Below are 14,875 nucleotides of genomic sequence, written 5' to 3' on the forward strand. Positions count from 1 at the left end.
AAAAACCTTTAGTAATCAAGCATATAAAAAAAGACCGAATACGATTCCTGTACTCGGTCCAGGGAAATGGCTCTTGGGAGAGAGCCGTGCGCTAAAAGTTGGCATTAATGCAGGCTAAATACGCCTGGCACTTTAAGAATAGATGACAGCGCCAGCTTTTCCAGTCCCCAGCATCGGTGGCAGGAAAAAAAGAGTGATTGTCACGGCATAAACAAAAAACCGCAACGCTTCGTTAATGAAGCCTGCGGTTTTTTGTTAGGGATCAAGCCGACATTAGCAGAGCGTTTCAGCCCGCTCGATAAACGGGGCAAGGCTCATCTTTTCCCCAGGCTTCGCGGGATCATCGACCTGAATAACGGAGATAGGTTGGCCGCTGTTCTGGCCTTTGGCGACCTGCTGCTCTGCGGCATCGTTGAGCGGATACTGCACCAGCGTACTGGGATTGATAGCAAACAGCGCATGGCCAGGACGGCAGGTGAGCATCACCTCTTCACGGTTAAAGGCCCATTTCTCTTTACCCATGTCTAAGCGGCTTACGGTGATCACCTGCGGCGCGGCCAGCGCACTGGCCGAACAGGTGAGTAATAAAAGAGTGAGAATACTTTTTTTCATTTTTTCGCCAGTTATTCAAAAAGGTTCAAGTGTCGCAAACAGGCTGACCGTTGCCAGCACCACAATGCCGAGAACCACTTCAGCTTGCGTCATCCGGATAAATACCGCGCGCGCACGGGCTTCCTGCACACGAAAACGAGGTACCAGCACATAGCGGTTTACCAGAGCAATCATCACCATCAGCAGTACCAGCGCGCATTTGACCAGCAGCAGCTGACCATACGAACTGTGCCACGGCAGCACCGCGCCCTGAATAAGAAGCGCGTTGATAATGCCGGAGAGTAACACCCCTGCAACCGCCAGATGTCCGTAACGGGAGAAGCGCATCAGGCTGTTTATCGCCGCCAGGCGGCTGTGCGTTTTTACCCGCTGCATACAATACAGTACCGGCAGCAGTCCGCCAAACCAGGCGGCAGCACACAGAAGATGCACGGCATAATTAAGCCGGGTAAGTACGCCCGTTGCCCCATCATGCATTGCCGCATGGCCGGTATTCGCCAGCAGCAGCAGTTGGGCGGTTACCAGCAGCAGCACCCGTCCCTGCTGATACATCAAACCCAGCAGCAGCGCTGCCAGCGCAAGAACAATCTGCCACAGCCAGACGCTGCCAAATTGCGTTTCGCTTACCGCCAGCCAGATATCCGGCTGCCAGACGTCGTGCCAGCCGTTGCCCATCATACCGCCCTGCACGGCAAACATCAGTAGCGCGCTGAAAAATGCCAGCGCCAGCGCGCCGCGCTGCATAGGCATAAAACGTCGCTGGAGCGCAGGGCGGATCGTCGGGTCAGCAAGCCAGTGCGCAAACGCGCTGCTGCCAAATACCAACATCAGCGTCAGAAAATGGATAAACCGCAGGCCAACGTAGCAAAGCGCGAGCATATTACTTCACGCTGAATCGGTAGCTGCCCTGCGTTTTATGCCCATCAACGGAGACAACGTGCCACTCTACGGTATACTCACCGGGCGTGAGCGCCTGTTCGATGGGCGCAATGAGCTGCGTTTTATCGTTGTCGTTACGCTTTACCGCGCCTATTTTTACCGCCTGCTGCTGTGAACCGGTCACCTTTACGCCGCTGAACTTGGGTTCAATGCCCTCGGAAAAATTGAGTGTCAGCGCCTGCGGAGCCGCGGTGACGTTCGCATCGGCGGCGGGATACTGGTGTTTCAGGTGAGCATGTGCGAAAACCGCAGGCGAGGCAGCGAGAGAGGCCAACAGCAGTAGCGTGCGGCAGGTAAACTTTGCGGTAAAACCCATCGTTCTATTCCCTTTTGTTATGTCTATAGGACAAAGAATAACTCTGTATAATGTTACAGTCGAGTCTGTACCGATACGGACTTGCCTTTCTGCAGCAGGCTTAGTACTTTTGCGCCGTTAAACCGGGAGGACCAATGAAAACCAATCTTGCATTACTGCCTCAGGACGAAATGGACAAAGTGAACGTTGACCTGGCGGCCGCTGGCGTGGCCTTTAAAGAGCGTTACAATATGCCGGTTATCGCAGAGGTGGTGGAGCGCGAACAGCCCGCTCATCTGCGGGACTGGTTTCGCGAGCGGCTGATTGCCCACCGCCTGGCATCCGTGTCGCTTTCACGCCTGCCCTACGAACCTAAAATCAAATAATCGACCCGGTTGCTGGAGAAGAGGATGTTACGCGTAATCGATACTGAAACCTGTGGCCTGCAGGGCGGCATCGTTGAAATTGCCTCGGTGGATGTCATCGACGGTCAGATTGTGAATCCGATGAGCCACCTTGTGCGTCCGGATCGCCCCATCAGTCATCAGGCGATGGCCATCCACCGCATCACCGAAGAGATGGTGGCCGATCAGCCGTGGATTGAAGAGATACTGCCCCACTACCTGGGCAGCAGCTGGTACGTCGCGCACAACGCCAGCTTCGATCGCCGCGTGCTGCCGGAGATGCCCGGAGAGTGGATCTGCACCATGAAGCTGGCCCGTCGCCTGTGGCCGGGGATCCAGTACAGTAACATGGCGCTCTACAAGTCGCGCAAGCTGAGCGTACAGACGCCGCCGGGGCTGCATCATCACCGGGCGCTGTATGATTGCTACATCACCGCTGCGCTGCTGATTGACATCATGGAGACGTCGGGCTGGACGCCGGACCAGATGGCGACGATCACTGGTCGCCCTGCCCTGATGACCACCTTTACCTTTGGTAAATATCGCGGTAAAGCGGTATCCGAAATCGCCGATCGCGATCCGGGGTACCTGCGCTGGCTGTACAACAACCTGGAGCGCATGAGCCCCGAACTGCGGCTGACGCTAAAGCACTATTTAGATGAAAACTAGCTTTTCTTGCCCGGCAGCGTGCCCTGCGCCAGCGCCACAAGGAAAGCGAACTCCAGCGCGACGCCTTCATAAGATTTAAAGCGGCCCGACTTCCCACCGTGGCCCGCATCCATATCCGTACAAAGCAGCAGCAGATTATCATCGGTTTTGGTTGCCCGCAGCTTCGCCACCCACTTGGCGGGCTCCCAGTACTGCACCTGGGAGTCATGCAGGCCGGTTGTCACCAGCAGGTGCGGATAGGCCTGAGCGCTGACGTTATCGTACGGGCTGTAGCTTTTCATATAGTGATAGTAGGTCTCGTCCTGCGGATTGCCCCACTCCTCAAACTCGCCGGTGGTTAATGGAATTGTCTCATCCAGCATAGTGGTCACTACGTCCACAAAGGGTACCTGGGCGATTGCCCCATGGAACAGGCCTGGGCGCTCGTTAATCACCGTGCCGATCAACATTCCGCCCGCACTGCCGCCCATGCCGTAGCAGTAGCGCGTGGAGCCGTAACCCTGTGCCAGCAGCGCGTCACAGACGTCAATATAGTCATTAAAGGTGTTTCTCTTTTTGAGAAACTTACCGTCCTCATACCAGTGCTGGCCCAGCTCGCCGCCGCCACGAATATGGGCGATGGCATAGACAAAGCCGCGATCCAGCAGGCTCAGGCGGCTGCTGCTGAAGTCGGCATCGATGCTGGTGCCGTAGGAGCCGTAGCCGTAAACCAGCAGTGGATTCTGTCCCTTACGGAAGTGTTTTCGGTTATACACCAGCGAGACGGGAACCTCTACGCCGTCACGTGCCTTGATCCACAGATGTTCGCTGCGGTACTGGCTGGCATCAAAGCCGTGGACCTCCGTCTGTTTGAGCACCCGCCGTTCACCGGTATCCATATCCAGCTCAAATAGCGTATCTGGCGTCGTCATAGAGGAGTAGCCATAGCGTAGCCGGGAGGTTTCCGGCTCGGGATTATAGGCCAGCCAGGTCACATAGGCCGGATCGTCAAAGGCGATACCGGTCACTTCGCGGGTTTTACGGTTGATCTGCCGCAGACTGGTTAAGCCACGCTGGCGCTCTTCCACCACCAGCCAGTCGGTAAACAGCGTAAAGCCCTCCAGCATAATGTGATCCCGGGGCGGGATCAGCACCTCCCACTGCTTATCATTACGCACCTTAGTGCGATAGAGACCGAAGTTTTTCCCTTCGCGGTTTGAGCGCAGATAGAACGTGTGCTGGTAGTGGTCGAGGTTGTACTCGTGATCTTTGCGCCGGGGCAGAAACATGATCGGCTGGGCATCCGGCAGCTCGGCATCCAGCAGCAGACATTCGCTGGTGGTGGCGCTGGCCAGATAGATAATCACATAGTGCTGGGAGGTCGTCTTATGCAGGCTGACGTAGTAGGTCTCGTCCTTCTCCTCGTAGACCAGCTCATCCTGGCAGGCAGGCGTACCGATGGTGTGTCGCCATACCTGATAAGGCAGCAGCGTTTTGGCATGCTTGCGCACGTAGTAGAGCGTTTCGGAGTCGTTGATCCAGACGAAGTCAGGCGTGACGTTATCCAGCATCTCTGGATACCAGTTCCCGGTTTCCAGATTACGAAAACGCAGGCCATACTGCCGCCGGGAGAGGTAGTCCTCTGCCAGCGCCATGATCTTATTATCTGGCGACACGGCAAGCCCGCCCAGGGTATAGAACTCACTGTGAGCGGCCCGCTTGTTGGCATCCAGCAGCACCTGCCACTCATCCCACTCGCTGCTGAGCACCGACTGGCGCTGATAGATGGCGTACTCGCATCCCGGCTCATAGACGTGCCGGTAGCGGTAGCCGTTGCGGGTGTAGGAGGCGGAAACTTCGCGCTGGGGAAGTCGGTCGACAATCTCTTTAAGCAGGCGCTCCTGTAACACCTGCTGCGAGGCCATGATGTCGCGCCCGTAGTCATTCTCCTGGTGCAAATAATCCAGGACATCCTGATCCGAACGCGTATCGTCGCGCAGCCAGTAGTAGTCGTCTGTTCGCATATCGCCATGCAGAGTCATGACGTGCGGTACTGTTTTTGCTTTTGGTGGCATAGCGTTATCTTTTCAGTTTACACCCTATAAGGGTGGCAAAACCCACGCATGTTGCAAGCGAAACGCGCCACCAACGCGTGTAAGCTAGCCTGGCAGCGCGCTTTTTTGCGCTTTCAAGTCCTGTTCAATGCCGTCGCGCACGTCCTGGGGGATCTTCAAGGCATCACCGAGGGCGTTAAGATAGCTACGCTCCATAAAGTGATCGATATCGATAGCCGCACAGCTGAGGAAGTACAGCTCCAGCGCCTCCTCCTCGTTACGCACGTCACGGGCTAACCGCTGAGGATCGAGCGGCTGCTCGATAGCCTGCGCCACCAGCGCTCTACCCTGCTCCTCAACGCCCGCCTCCCGCATTTGCGCATCGATGGCCTCACGCTCGCGGGCATCAATGTGGCCGTCGCTTTTCGCGGCAAAGACCAGCGCCAGGATCAGACGTTCGGTGCGCACATCCAGCGGCGAGCTCTGCTGACCAAACTGCGGCTCATCCTGGTGCGTACTGCGCACGCGGTCTTTATATTTGTTCCACAGCACCGTGCCGGCAACGGCCCCGCCACCCATCAGCAGCGCGCTGGTTCCATATTTCGTGAGCAGCTTACGGGAAGAGGAGTTCGAGACCAGCAGGCCCGCCAGGCCACCCAGTGCGCCGGGCACCAGCAGCTTGCTCAATCCCTGCCCGTCACCCGATGAGGCGGACGCCCCTTTCTGGCCCAGCAACGACTGCAATTGATTCATCCAGTTAGTCATAGTTCCCCCCGATTATTCTGTGTCAAACCACAGAGTAAGCGAGGGGTTGTCAGGAAATGTCTAAGCTGACTAAAGAAGCGAAAATACGGGGAGGGTTAACGATGGGTATAGACGGCCTTGCCGCCTTTGCAGTCTACCGCCACCTGGTAGTGAATATCGGTGTTTTTACCGCGAACGGTCAGCGGAACGGTCCACTTATCCTCTTGCCCGGTAATCTCTTTGACGTTGACCCAGGCAACGGGATCGGCCTGCCCCAACGTCTCTTGATCGTCGGCCCAGCGCGCAATGCGGTTTTGCTGATAGTCACGCTTGACGCTGGCGGCGATACCGGCGGCATCTAGCCCTTCGCAGCTGGGAAACTTCACTGATTTACTCTTGGCAGCCTGTACGCTAACGCTGCCGGCCAGCAGGGCAAGGCCGAGCAGTAATCCTAATTTGTTCATGCTTATCTCCTGTGCGCATAACCCACACAAAGCATGGTACAAATTACCGGCAGCGCAAGCTGCGGTTAGGCTACTTTGCTACGCTTCGCCGTCGGCATATCCGTTACGGTATCGCTTTTGATTGGCGCGGCATCAGGATCCGGCAGCTTACCGGAGCGGAAGACCGCACTGAGGGTCTCTTTCTGCTCTGCCAGCCACAGCGCCATCTGCTCGCGCTGCGCGTCATCAAACGCAACGGGGGCGTTTACCAGCACGCCTTCCAGTACTTCCGCCAGATCGAGCATTTTGTCGTACGCATCGGCTTCCTTTTTGCTGGCAAAAGACATTTTTTCCTCACCTTCGCGGATTACCACGTATTTGACTTCAACCGCCATAATGCAGCCTCATTTACCTGTTTATTTATACAGTATTATAGTAAGCATTTCCCTGCAGGAATGCAAGCCGAAAAAAGACACGCAAACGTTTTCGTGTATAATAGTCCGAAATTTTTAACCGGGTGGATAGTATGACTTTTTTAGGTACGGCGCTGCGTCCGGCAGCCACGCGTGTAATGCTGTTGGGCTCTGGTGAGCTGGGTAAAGAGGTGGCGATTGAGTGCCAGCGTCTGGGCATTGAAGTGATTGCGGTGGACCGCTATGCAGACGCCCCGGCAATGCACGTCGCCCATCGTTCGCACGTGATCAACATGCTGGACGGCGAGGCGTTAAAAACTTTGGTGGCGCAGGAGAAACCGGATTTTATCGTGCCGGAGATCGAGGCTATCGCCACCGATACGCTGCTTGAGCTTGAGGCCCAGGGCCAGCAGGTGGTGCCCTGCGCCCGTGCCGCGAAGCTGACTATGAACCGGGAGGGGATCCGCCGCCTGGCGGCTGAAGAGCTGGGCCTACCTACTTCAACCTACCGCTTCGCCGACAGCGAAACCGCATTTCAAGAGGCGGTTGCTGCGCTCGGGCTACCGTGCATTATCAAACCGGTGATGAGCTCCTCTGGCAAGGGCCAGAGCTTTATTCGCAGTGCCGATCAGCTACATGATGCCTGGCAGTACGCCCAACTCGGCGGGCGCGCTGGAGCGGGACGCGTCATTGTCGAAGGCGTGGTTAAGTTTGACTTTGAAATTACCCTCCTTACCGTGAGCGCCGTTGACGGGGTGCACTTCTGTGACCCTATCGGCCATCGCCAGGAGGATGGCGACTACCGTGAATCCTGGCAGCCGCAGCAGATGAGCGAGCTGGCTCTCTCCCGCGCCCAGGCCATTGCTCAGGAAGTCGTGCTGGCGCTAGGCGGCTACGGGCTGTTCGGCGTGGAGCTGTTTGTCTGCGGTGATGAGGTGATCTTCAGCGAGGTATCACCGCGTCCACACGATACCGGCATGGTCACGCTGATCTCCCAGGATCTCTCAGAGTTTGCTCTGCACGTACGCGCCTTTATGGGTCTGCCGGTAGGCGGCGTGCGTCAGTACGGCCCGTCCGCCTCAGCGGTGATCCTGCCTGTGTTGAAGAGCGATAACGTGATCTTTGATAACGTGCAGGCGGCGGTGGGTACGGGCCTTCAGCTGCGCCTGTTCGGCAAGCCGGAGATCGATGGCACGCGGCGCTTAGGCGTGGCGTTAGCCACCGGTGAAAGCGTAGAGGATGCGGTAGAGCGCGCGAAACATGCTGCTGCCAGCGTGGTGCCCGTTTTTGTTGGGATATGACAACGATTACTGCTGCGCGCCTTCTACCGCTTCGCGAGCCAGCTTGGTAATGCGATCGTAGTCACCCGCTTCCAGCGCGTCAGCCGGTACCAGCCATGAGCCACCGATGCACAGCACGCTTTTCAGCGCCAGGTAGTCACGGTAGTTCGCCGGAGAGATGCCGCCGGTCGGGCAGAAACGCACCTGCGAGAACGGGCCAGCAATCGCCTGCAGTGCTTTGGTGCCGCCGTTAGCTTCCGCTGGGAAGAATTTGAACTCTTTCAGACCGTAGTCGAGGCCGAGCATCAGTTCAGACACGGTGCTGATGCCTGGGATCAGCGGAATGGTGCCTTCAGTTGCTGCCTTCAGCAGCGGCTCGGTCAGGCCCGGGCTGATAGCAAACTGCGCGCCGGCTTCGGTCACTTCCGCCAGCTGCTGCGGGTTCAGTACCGTACCGGCACCAATGATTGCTTCCGGGACTTCTTTCGCAATGGCGCGGATCGCATCCATGGCGCAGGCGGTACGCAGAGTGACTTCCAGCACGCGAACGCCACCGGCCACCAGGGCTTTCGCCATCGGTACAGCATGTTCCAGTTTGTTCACCACGATAACCGGTACAACAGGACCCGTTTTCAGGATTGCTTCAGCACTCGTTTTCCAATTTTTCATCAGAGTTTTTCTCTCGCCCGATCTAAAAATTAATCAGTTTAAAAAGTGATACAGGTTGCGCCCTGCTCCGCACCGGAGAGCTTTTCACGCAGTGCGCTAAACATTTCGCGGCCAGTACCGACACGCGCGCTACTCAGGTCAGGAATGTGCGGCTGACGTGCAGCAAGCTCGGTTTCATCCACCAGCAGAGTGAGCTCCCCTGTCTGTCCATTTACGCGGATGATATCGCCCTCGCGTACTTTTGCCAGCAACCCGCCATCATACGCTTCTGGTGTCACATGGATCGCCGACGGTACTTTACCTGATGCGCCGGAGAGCCGTCCATCGGTGACTAATGCGATTTTGAAACGGCGGTCCAATAATACACCAAGTGGCGGCATCAGTTTATGTAATTCTGGCATGCCGTTCGCTTTTGGCCCTTGATGTCGGACAACAACCACGCAGTCACGGTCAAGCAGACCGGCCTCAAACGCCGGTAACACGTCGTGCTGGCTCTCAAAAATCACCGCCGGGGCCTCAACGACCTGGTTCTCAACCGGAACGGCAGAGGTTTTCATGACCGCACGTCCCAGGTTACCGCTGAGCACTTTCGTGCCGCCGTGGTGCGAGAACGGCTTGTCGATAGAGGCAATGATCTCACTATCCAGCGAGGCGCTGGCCCCCTCGCGCCAGTCCAGCTCGCCCTCGTTCAGCCACGGCTCAAGGGTATAGCGTGACAGCCCGTGGCCGACCACGGTATTCACATCTTCATGCAGCAGGCCGCCCTTCAGTAGCTCGCGCATCAGCACCGGCACACCGCCCGCCGCCTGGAAGTGGTTGATATCCGCCGGGCCGTTCGGGTAAAGGCGCGCCATCAGGGGAACCACTTCCGAGAGTTCAGAGAAGTCATCCCAGTTGATGATGATACCCGCCGCCCGCGCCATCGCTACCAAGTGCATGGTGTGGTTAGTGGAGCCGCCGGTCGCCAGCAGGGCGACAATGCCGTTAACCACGACCTTCTCGTCGATCATCTTGCCGAGCGGCATCCACTCGTTGCCGTTGCCGGTCAAACGCGTTACCTGGCGTGCGGCCGCCACGGTCAGGGCTTCACGCAGCGGCGCGTCAGGATGGACAAACGACGAGCCCGGCAGCTGCATGCCCATAAATTCAATAACCATCTGGTTGGTATTGGCCGTACCGTAGAAGGTGCAGGTACCAGGGGCATGGTAGGAAGCCGCCTCGGACTCCAGCAGCGCCATGCGGTCCACTTTGCCTTCTGCATAAAGCTGGCGGATCCGCACCTTCTCTTTATTCGGCAGGCCGCTGGCCATCGGGCCTGACGGTACAAACAGCGCTGGCAGGTGACCAAATGACAGCGCGGCCATCGCCAGGCCCGGGACGATTTTATCGCAGACGCCGAGGTAGAGCGCGCCGTCGAACATATTATGCGACAGGCCGACGGCGGCAGACATAGCGATGATTTCGCGGCTAAGGAGAGAGAGCTCCATGCCGTCCTGGCCCTGGGTCACACCATCGCACATGGCCGGGACGCCGCCCGCGACCTGGCCTACGGCGTTAACCGAGTGTAGGGCTTTACGAATAATGTCAGGGTAGCGTTCATAGGGCTGGTGCGCGGAGAGCATATCGTTGTAGGAGGTGATAATGGCGACGTTGTTACGCAGCATGCTTTTCAGCGAGGCCTTGTCCTCCGGCTGGCAGGCGGCGAAACCGTGGGCCAGGTTACCGCAGGCCAGCGACGAACGATGCACGGTATTGCTTTTCGCTTGTTCGATGCGGGCGAGGTAGGCGCTGCGGGTGGCATGAGAACGATCGATAATACGCTTTGTTACCCGTAACAATGTCGAGTTCATAAAGGCTCCTGAAAATGAGGTGTCCCGGACGGCAGCGTAGTCGTGAAAATGATGATGCAAAAACCAGTCATCCACCGCAGGCCGGAGGCAAAATCGCTTCAGCCAGTGTAATAAAAAAAGCGTTACGGGTGAATCCGGGGGCGATGCAAAAGAGTGAAAATTGTGCAGGAATCTGTGTTAGATCATGTTACCGGTAAAATAGAGGAGCATTAAACATAAAAAAACGGCCCCGCAGGGCCGTCTTAACAAGAGGGGTTAGTTACTCGAATTCGTTCCAGGAGCGGCCGTCGCGGGTGATCATGGCCACCGATGCGACAGGACCCCAGGTACCGGCCTGGTAAGGCTTCGGTGACTCGTTATCCATCGCCCAGGCTTCGGTGATGGAGTCGACCCATTTCCACGCCTCTTCTACCTCATCGCGACGCACAAACAGCGCCTGGATGCCGCGCATCGTCTCCAGCAGCAGACGCTCGTAAGCATCGGCTAAATGGGTTTCGTTAAAGGTCTCGGAGTAGCTCAGATCCAGCTTGGTGGTTTGCAGGTTATGCTTGTGATCGAGACCCGGAACCTTGTTGAGGATCTGGATATCCACGCCTTCGTCCGGCTGCAGGCGGATGGTGAGCTTGTTCTGGGGCAGATCCTGCCAGGACTCTTTAAACAGGTTCAGCGGCGGAGTTTTAAAGTAGACCACCACTTCAGAGCACTTGGTCGGCAGGCGTTTGCCGGTACGCAGGTAGAACGGCACGTCGGCCCAGCGCCAGTCGTCGATATCCACGCGGATCGCCACGAAGGTTTCGGTGTTGCTGGTTTTGTTTGCGCCCTCTTCTTCCAGATAGCCCGGGACTTTCTTGCCCTGGGCAAAACCGGCGGTGTACTGACCGCGCACGGTTTTTTCACGCACGTTCGAGCGGTCAATACGGCGCAGGGATTTCAGCACCTTCACTTTCGCATCGCGAATGCTGTCCGCAGAGAGATCCGACGGCGGCGACATGGCGATCATGCAGAGAACCTGGAGCAGGTGGTTCTGGATCATGTCGCGCATCTGTCCGGCCTGGTCGAAATAGCCCCAGCGGCCTTCGATGCCCACCTCTTCCGCTACGGTGATCTCCACGTGGTCGATGGTGCGGTTGTCCCAGTTGTTGACGAACAGCGAGTTAGCAAAGCGCAGCGCCAGCAGGTTCAGCACCGTCTCTTTACCGAGGTAGTGGTCGATACGGTAAACCTGGCACTCTTCAAAGTACTCGCCCACCTGGTCGTTGATTTCACGGGAGGTGTCGAGGGAGGTGCCCAGCGGTTTTTCCATCACCACGCGCGCGGGTTTGGCGTTGAGTTTTGCTTCACCCAGGCCTTTGCAGATAGCGCCAAAGGTGCTCGGCGGCATGGCGAAGTAGTTGATGGTAACGCGATTCTTCTGATCGAGCATGTCACCAAGACGGGTAAATGCGGTGGTATCGTTGACGTCAAGGTTACAGAAATCGAGGCGTCCGCTGAGCGTATCCCAGAGGCTTTCATCGATTTTCTCTTTCATGAAGGTCTCGAGCGCTTCACGCACGATTTCGGTGTACTTCTCTTTATCCCAGTCCGCACGCCCTACCCCCAGGATACGCGTCTCAGGGTGGATCTGGCCTGCTTTTTCTAGCTGATACAGGGAAGGCAGCAATTTCCGGCGTGCAAGATCGCCTTTCGCGCCGAAAATGACCAGGTCACATGCCTGGGCTGTTTGCGTTACCGCCATGTCATTCTCCTCAGTTGGCTGCCCCGGTACTTTCGCCAGGGCATAGCTGTAATTTTATTACACTGCACTGTACTGCTTTTACGTAAAACCCGAAACCGTTACCGCTTATCCTACCGTGCGCTTTCGCTCAGGCGGCTAAAAATTGGGTAAATCGCCCTGAAAAATCAGGGATTTTGTCTGGAATCGAGTAGCTAAAATCCGACTCTGATCATGTAATGAAAAAAAACAACACTTTTTCCCGCTGTTCTTTACCTTTCCTGGCCCCACAAGGGTAATATCGACTGAACCGCAGCACAATTTCATCCGTTGTTGAAGTTGATTTTAGCCATGGGCACCCCGTTAATAATGAACATGCTGGAAAAAATTCAGTCTCAGCTGGAACACCTTAGCAAATCCGAACGAAAAGTGGCGGAAGTCATACTCACCTCGCCGGACCAGGCCATCCACTCCAGCATCGCTGCGCTGGCGCACGAGGCCGGGGTCAGCGAACCCACGGTAAACCGTTTCTGCCGCAGCATGGAAACCCGTGGCTTCCCTGATTTCAAGCTCCATCTCGCCCAGAGTCTGGCTAACGGTACGCCCTATGTTAATCGCAATGTCGATGAAGATGACAGCGTTGAGGCCTATACCGGTAAAATATTTGAGTCGGCAATGGCCAGCCTGGACCACGTGCGCCAGTCGTTGGATATGCCCGCCGTTAACCGCGCCGTCGATCTGCTCACCCAGGCGAAGAAGATCGCCTTCTTTGGCCTTGGCTCCTCGGCGGCGGTGGCGCACGACGCCATGAACAAATTCTTCCGCTTCAACGTGCCGGTGGTCTACACCGATGACATCGTCCTGCAGCGCATGAGCTGCATGAACTGCAATGAAGATGACGTGGTGGTGCTGATCTCCCACACTGGCCGGACCAAAAGCCTGGTGGAGCTGGCACAGCTGGCCCGCGATAGCGATGCCATGGTCATTGCCATCACCTCGGCGGGCACGCCGCTGGCCCGGGAAGCGACGCTGGCCATTACCCTGGACGTGCCGGAAGATACCGACATCTATATGCCGATGGTCTCGCGTTTGGCCCAGCTCACGGTCATCGACGTGCTGGCGACAGGATTTACCCTGCGTCGGGGAGCAAAATTCAGAGATAACTTGAAGCGAGTCAAGGAAGCGCTTAAAGAATCGCGTTTTGATAAGGAGCTCCTGACCGGGAGCGATAAACATTAAAATTTTATAACAGCGTTGTAATTCATTACGGCATTCGGTTAAGTTTTTGATTTGCCAAATCGGCGCGCAGAACTGCCGGATTCATATTCACGCAACACCTGGTTGTTTCAGTCAACGGAGTAATACATGTCCAGAAGGCTTCGCAGAACTAAAATCGTTACCACCTTGGGTCCAGCTACCGACCGCGATAATAACCTTGAAAAGATCATCGCTGCTGGCGCTAACGTGGTACGGATGAACTTCTCCCACGGCACGCCAGAAGATCACAAGCTGCGTGCAGATAAAGTGCGCGAGATTGCGGCAAAACTGGGGCGTCATGTTGCTATTCTAGGGGACCTGCAGGGTCCAAAAATTCGTGTATCGACCTTCAAAGAGGGGAAAGTCTTCCTCAACATTGGCGACAAATTCCTGCTTGATGCCAATCTCGGTAAAGGCGAAGGCGATAAAGAGCGCGTCGGCATCGACTATAAAGGCCTGCCTGCGGACGTGGTTCCTGGCGACATCCTGCTGCTCGACGACGGTCGCGTACAGCTGAAGGTCCTTGAAGTTCAGGGTATGAAGGTCTTTACCGAAGTGACCGTTGGCGGTCCGCTGTCGAATAACAAAGGCATCAACAAGCTGGGCGGTGGTCTCTCCGCCGAAGCGCTGACCGACAAAGACAAAGCCGATATCATCACCGCCGCGCAGATTGGCGTCGACTACCTGGCCGTCTCCTTCCCACGCTGCGGGGAAGACCTGAACTACGCCCGTCGCCTGGCGCGTGATGCAGGCTGCGATGCCAAAATCGTTGCTAAGGTTGAGCGTGCGGAAGCCGTTTGCGATCAGGACGCAATGGACGACGTGATCCTTGCTTCTGACGTGGTGATGGTGGCCCGTGGCGACCTCGGCGTTGAAATTGGCGACCCGGAGCTGGTGGGCATTCAGAAGGCACTGATCCGCCGCGCACGCCAGCTTAACCGCTCGGTGATCACCGCGACCCAGATGATGGAGTCGATGATCACTAACCCGATGCCGACCCGCGCCGAAGTGATGGACGTCGCCAACGCCGTGCTGGATGGGACCGATGCCGTGATGCTCTCTGCCGAGACCGCTGCTGGTCAGTATCCTGCGGAAACCGTGGCCGCGATGGCCTGCGTCTGCCTGGGTGCCGAGAAGATCCCCAGCATCAACGTCTCCAAACACCGCCTCGATATCCAGTTCGAGAACGTGGAAGAGGCCATTGCGATGTCAGCGATGTATGCCGCCAACCACCTGAAGGGTGTGACCGCTATTATCACCATGACCGAATCGGGCCGTACCGCGCTGATGACCTCGCGTATCAGCTCCGGTCTGCCGATCTTCGCCATGTCACGCCATGAGCGTACCCTGAACCTGACGGCACTTTACCGTGGCGTCACCCCGGTGTACTTCGACAGCAACAACGACGGCGTGGTCGCCGCCCATGACGCGGTCAACCTGCTGCGTGACAAAGGCTATCTGGTTTCCGGCGATCTGGTTATCGTGACCCAGGGCGACGTGATGGGCACCATCGGCACCACCAATACCACCCGCATCCTGACGGTGGAATAAGATCC

Annotated in this window: 15 protein-coding genes; 5 read left to right on the plus strand and 10 right to left on the minus strand. The window is 56.9% G+C overall.

The annotated features are described in order from the left end of the window. Window positions 1-273: 273 nt before the first annotated feature. Genes FN633_RS09700 through yobA form a run of 3 tightly spaced genes read right to left on the minus strand, consistent with a single transcriptional unit; the run spans window position 274 to window position 1,867 of the window. Window positions 274-612, minus strand: coding sequence for a YebY family protein (locus tag FN633_RS09700; RefSeq protein WP_154057564.1), 339 nt, complete (start codon window positions 610-612; stop codon window positions 274-276). Window positions 613-627: 15 nt separating this feature from the next. Next, the gene (gene copD / locus FN633_RS09705) at window positions 628-1,491 is read right to left on the minus strand and encodes a copper homeostasis membrane protein CopD (RefSeq protein WP_154057565.1); all 864 of its coding nucleotides are present in this window, start codon (window positions 1,489-1,491) and stop codon (window positions 628-630) included. A 1-nt stretch (window position 1,492) separates the two neighbouring features. Then, complete coding sequence (yobA, locus tag FN633_RS09710) at window positions 1,493-1,867, minus strand: CopC domain-containing protein YobA (RefSeq protein ID WP_154057566.1); 375 nt, start codon at window positions 1,865-1,867, stop codon at window positions 1,493-1,495. 134 nt (window positions 1,868-2,001) lie between these two features. Between yobA and FN633_RS09715 the strand changes: the two genes are divergently transcribed. Both FN633_RS09715 and exoX read left to right on the plus strand, forming a co-directional pair. After that, window positions 2,002-2,232 (plus strand): DNA polymerase III subunit theta, encoded by a 231-nt coding sequence (locus FN633_RS09715; protein ID WP_042391334.1) that lies wholly within the window; start codon window positions 2,002-2,004, stop codon window positions 2,230-2,232. Between the two features lie 24 nt (window positions 2,233-2,256). Further along, window positions 2,257-2,919, plus strand: coding sequence for an exodeoxyribonuclease X (exoX, locus tag FN633_RS09720; RefSeq protein WP_154057567.1), 663 nt, complete (start codon window positions 2,257-2,259; stop codon window positions 2,917-2,919). Here the strand turns inward: exoX and ptrB are convergent. From ptrB to FN633_RS09740, 4 genes are all read right to left on the minus strand, one after another. After that, window positions 2,916-4,973 (minus strand): oligopeptidase B, encoded by a 2,058-nt coding sequence (gene ptrB, locus FN633_RS09725; protein ID WP_154057568.1) that lies wholly within the window; start codon window positions 4,971-4,973, stop codon window positions 2,916-2,918. The genes exoX and ptrB overlap by 4 nt on opposite strands. Window positions 4,974-5,057: 84 nt before the next feature. Further along, window positions 5,058-5,717, minus strand: a complete 660-nt coding sequence (locus FN633_RS09730; RefSeq protein ID WP_042391338.1) for a tellurite resistance TerB family protein — start codon at window positions 5,715-5,717, stop codon at window positions 5,058-5,060. Between the two features lie 95 nt (window positions 5,718-5,812). Further along, window positions 5,813-6,160 carry a protein YebF gene (yebF, locus tag FN633_RS09735; protein ID WP_154057569.1) on the minus strand — a complete coding sequence of 116 codons (348 nt, stop codon included), beginning with the start codon at window positions 6,158-6,160 and terminating at the stop codon, window positions 5,813-5,815. A gap of 65 nt (window positions 6,161-6,225) precedes the next feature. Then, on the minus strand, window positions 6,226-6,534 hold the full coding sequence (locus FN633_RS09740) for a YebG family protein (protein WP_042391341.1): 309 nt from the start codon (window positions 6,532-6,534) through the stop codon (window positions 6,226-6,228). A 131-nt stretch (window positions 6,535-6,665) separates the two neighbouring features. Between FN633_RS09740 and purT the strand changes: the two genes are divergently transcribed. Continuing rightward, complete coding sequence (purT, locus tag FN633_RS09745) at window positions 6,666-7,853, plus strand: formate-dependent phosphoribosylglycinamide formyltransferase (RefSeq protein WP_154057570.1); 1,188 nt, start codon at window positions 6,666-6,668, stop codon at window positions 7,851-7,853. A gap of 6 nt (window positions 7,854-7,859) precedes the next feature. Here the strand turns inward: purT and kdgA are convergent, their stop codons facing one another. The 3 genes from kdgA to zwf form a co-directional block, all read right to left on the minus strand. Beyond that, window positions 7,860-8,501 carry a bifunctional 4-hydroxy-2-oxoglutarate aldolase/2-dehydro-3-deoxy-phosphogluconate aldolase gene (kdgA, locus tag FN633_RS09750; protein WP_042391344.1) on the minus strand — a complete coding sequence of 214 codons (642 nt, stop codon included), beginning with the start codon at window positions 8,499-8,501 and terminating at the stop codon, window positions 7,860-7,862. 38 nt (window positions 8,502-8,539) lie between these two features. Then, window positions 8,540-10,351: a phosphogluconate dehydratase gene (gene edd / locus FN633_RS09755; RefSeq protein WP_154057571.1), complete on the minus strand. Its 1,812-nt coding sequence runs from the start codon at window positions 10,349-10,351 to the stop codon at window positions 8,540-8,542. 259 nt (window positions 10,352-10,610) lie between these two features. Continuing rightward, the gene (gene zwf / locus FN633_RS09760) at window positions 10,611-12,086 is read right to left on the minus strand and encodes a glucose-6-phosphate dehydrogenase (RefSeq protein ID WP_042391346.1); all 1,476 of its coding nucleotides are present in this window, start codon (window positions 12,084-12,086) and stop codon (window positions 10,611-10,613) included. 345 nt (window positions 12,087-12,431) lie between these two features. On the opposite strand from zwf, the gene FN633_RS09765 reads away from it, so the two are divergent. Both FN633_RS09765 and pyk read left to right on the plus strand, forming a co-directional pair. After that, window positions 12,432-13,301 (plus strand): MurR/RpiR family transcriptional regulator, encoded by an 870-nt coding sequence (locus FN633_RS09765; protein ID WP_154058896.1) that lies wholly within the window; start codon window positions 12,432-12,434, stop codon window positions 13,299-13,301. A gap of 126 nt (window positions 13,302-13,427) precedes the next feature. Next, the gene (gene pyk / locus FN633_RS09770) at window positions 13,428-14,870 is read left to right on the plus strand and encodes a pyruvate kinase (RefSeq protein ID WP_154057572.1); all 1,443 of its coding nucleotides are present in this window, start codon (window positions 13,428-13,430) and stop codon (window positions 14,868-14,870) included. Window positions 14,871-14,875: the final 5 nt, after the last annotated feature.

The sequence above is a fragment of the Pseudescherichia vulneris genome, assembly GCF_902164725.1.
Taxonomy (GTDB): domain Bacteria; phylum Pseudomonadota; class Gammaproteobacteria; order Enterobacterales; family Enterobacteriaceae; genus Pseudescherichia; species Pseudescherichia vulneris.

Bases quoted from the DNA above. Each gene is read 5' to 3' on its own strand.
- FN633_RS09715 (WP_042391334.1), top strand. From the start codon at position 2,002: ATGAAAACCAATCTTGCATTACTGCCTCAGGACGAAATGGACAAAGTG.
- purT (WP_154057570.1), top strand. From the start codon at position 6,666: ATGACTTTTTTAGGTACGGCGCTGCGTCCGGCAGCCACGCGTGTAATG.
- ptrB (WP_154057568.1), bottom strand. From the start codon at position 4,973: ATGCCACCAAAAGCAAAAACAGTACCGCACGTCATGACTCTGCATGGC.
- yebF (WP_154057569.1), bottom strand. From the start codon at position 6,160: ATGAACAAATTAGGATTACTGCTCGGCCTTGCCCTGCTGGCCGGCAGC.
- pyk (WP_154057572.1), top strand. From the start codon at position 13,428: ATGTCCAGAAGGCTTCGCAGAACTAAAATCGTTACCACCTTGGGTCCA.
- FN633_RS09740 (WP_042391341.1), bottom strand. From the start codon at position 6,534: ATGGCGGTTGAAGTCAAATACGTGGTAATCCGCGAAGGTGAGGAAAAA.
- zwf (WP_042391346.1), bottom strand. From the start codon at position 12,086: ATGGCGGTAACGCAAACAGCCCAGGCATGTGACCTGGTCATTTTCGGC.
- yobA (WP_154057566.1), bottom strand. From the start codon at position 1,867: ATGGGTTTTACCGCAAAGTTTACCTGCCGCACGCTACTGCTGTTGGCC.
- copD (WP_154057565.1), bottom strand. From the start codon at position 1,491: ATGCTCGCGCTTTGCTACGTTGGCCTGCGGTTTATCCATTTTCTGACG.
- kdgA (WP_042391344.1), bottom strand. From the start codon at position 8,501: ATGAAAAATTGGAAAACGAGTGCTGAAGCAATCCTGAAAACGGGTCCT.
- exoX (WP_154057567.1), top strand. From the start codon at position 2,257: ATGTTACGCGTAATCGATACTGAAACCTGTGGCCTGCAGGGCGGCATC.
- FN633_RS09730 (WP_042391338.1), bottom strand. From the start codon at position 5,717: ATGACTAACTGGATGAATCAATTGCAGTCGTTGCTGGGCCAGAAAGGG.
- FN633_RS09765 (WP_154058896.1), top strand. From the start codon at position 12,432: ATGAACATGCTGGAAAAAATTCAGTCTCAGCTGGAACACCTTAGCAAA.
- FN633_RS09700 (WP_154057564.1), bottom strand. From the start codon at position 612: ATGAAAAAAAGTATTCTCACTCTTTTATTACTCACCTGTTCGGCCAGT.
- edd (WP_154057571.1), bottom strand. From the start codon at position 10,351: ATGAACTCGACATTGTTACGGGTAACAAAGCGTATTATCGATCGTTCT.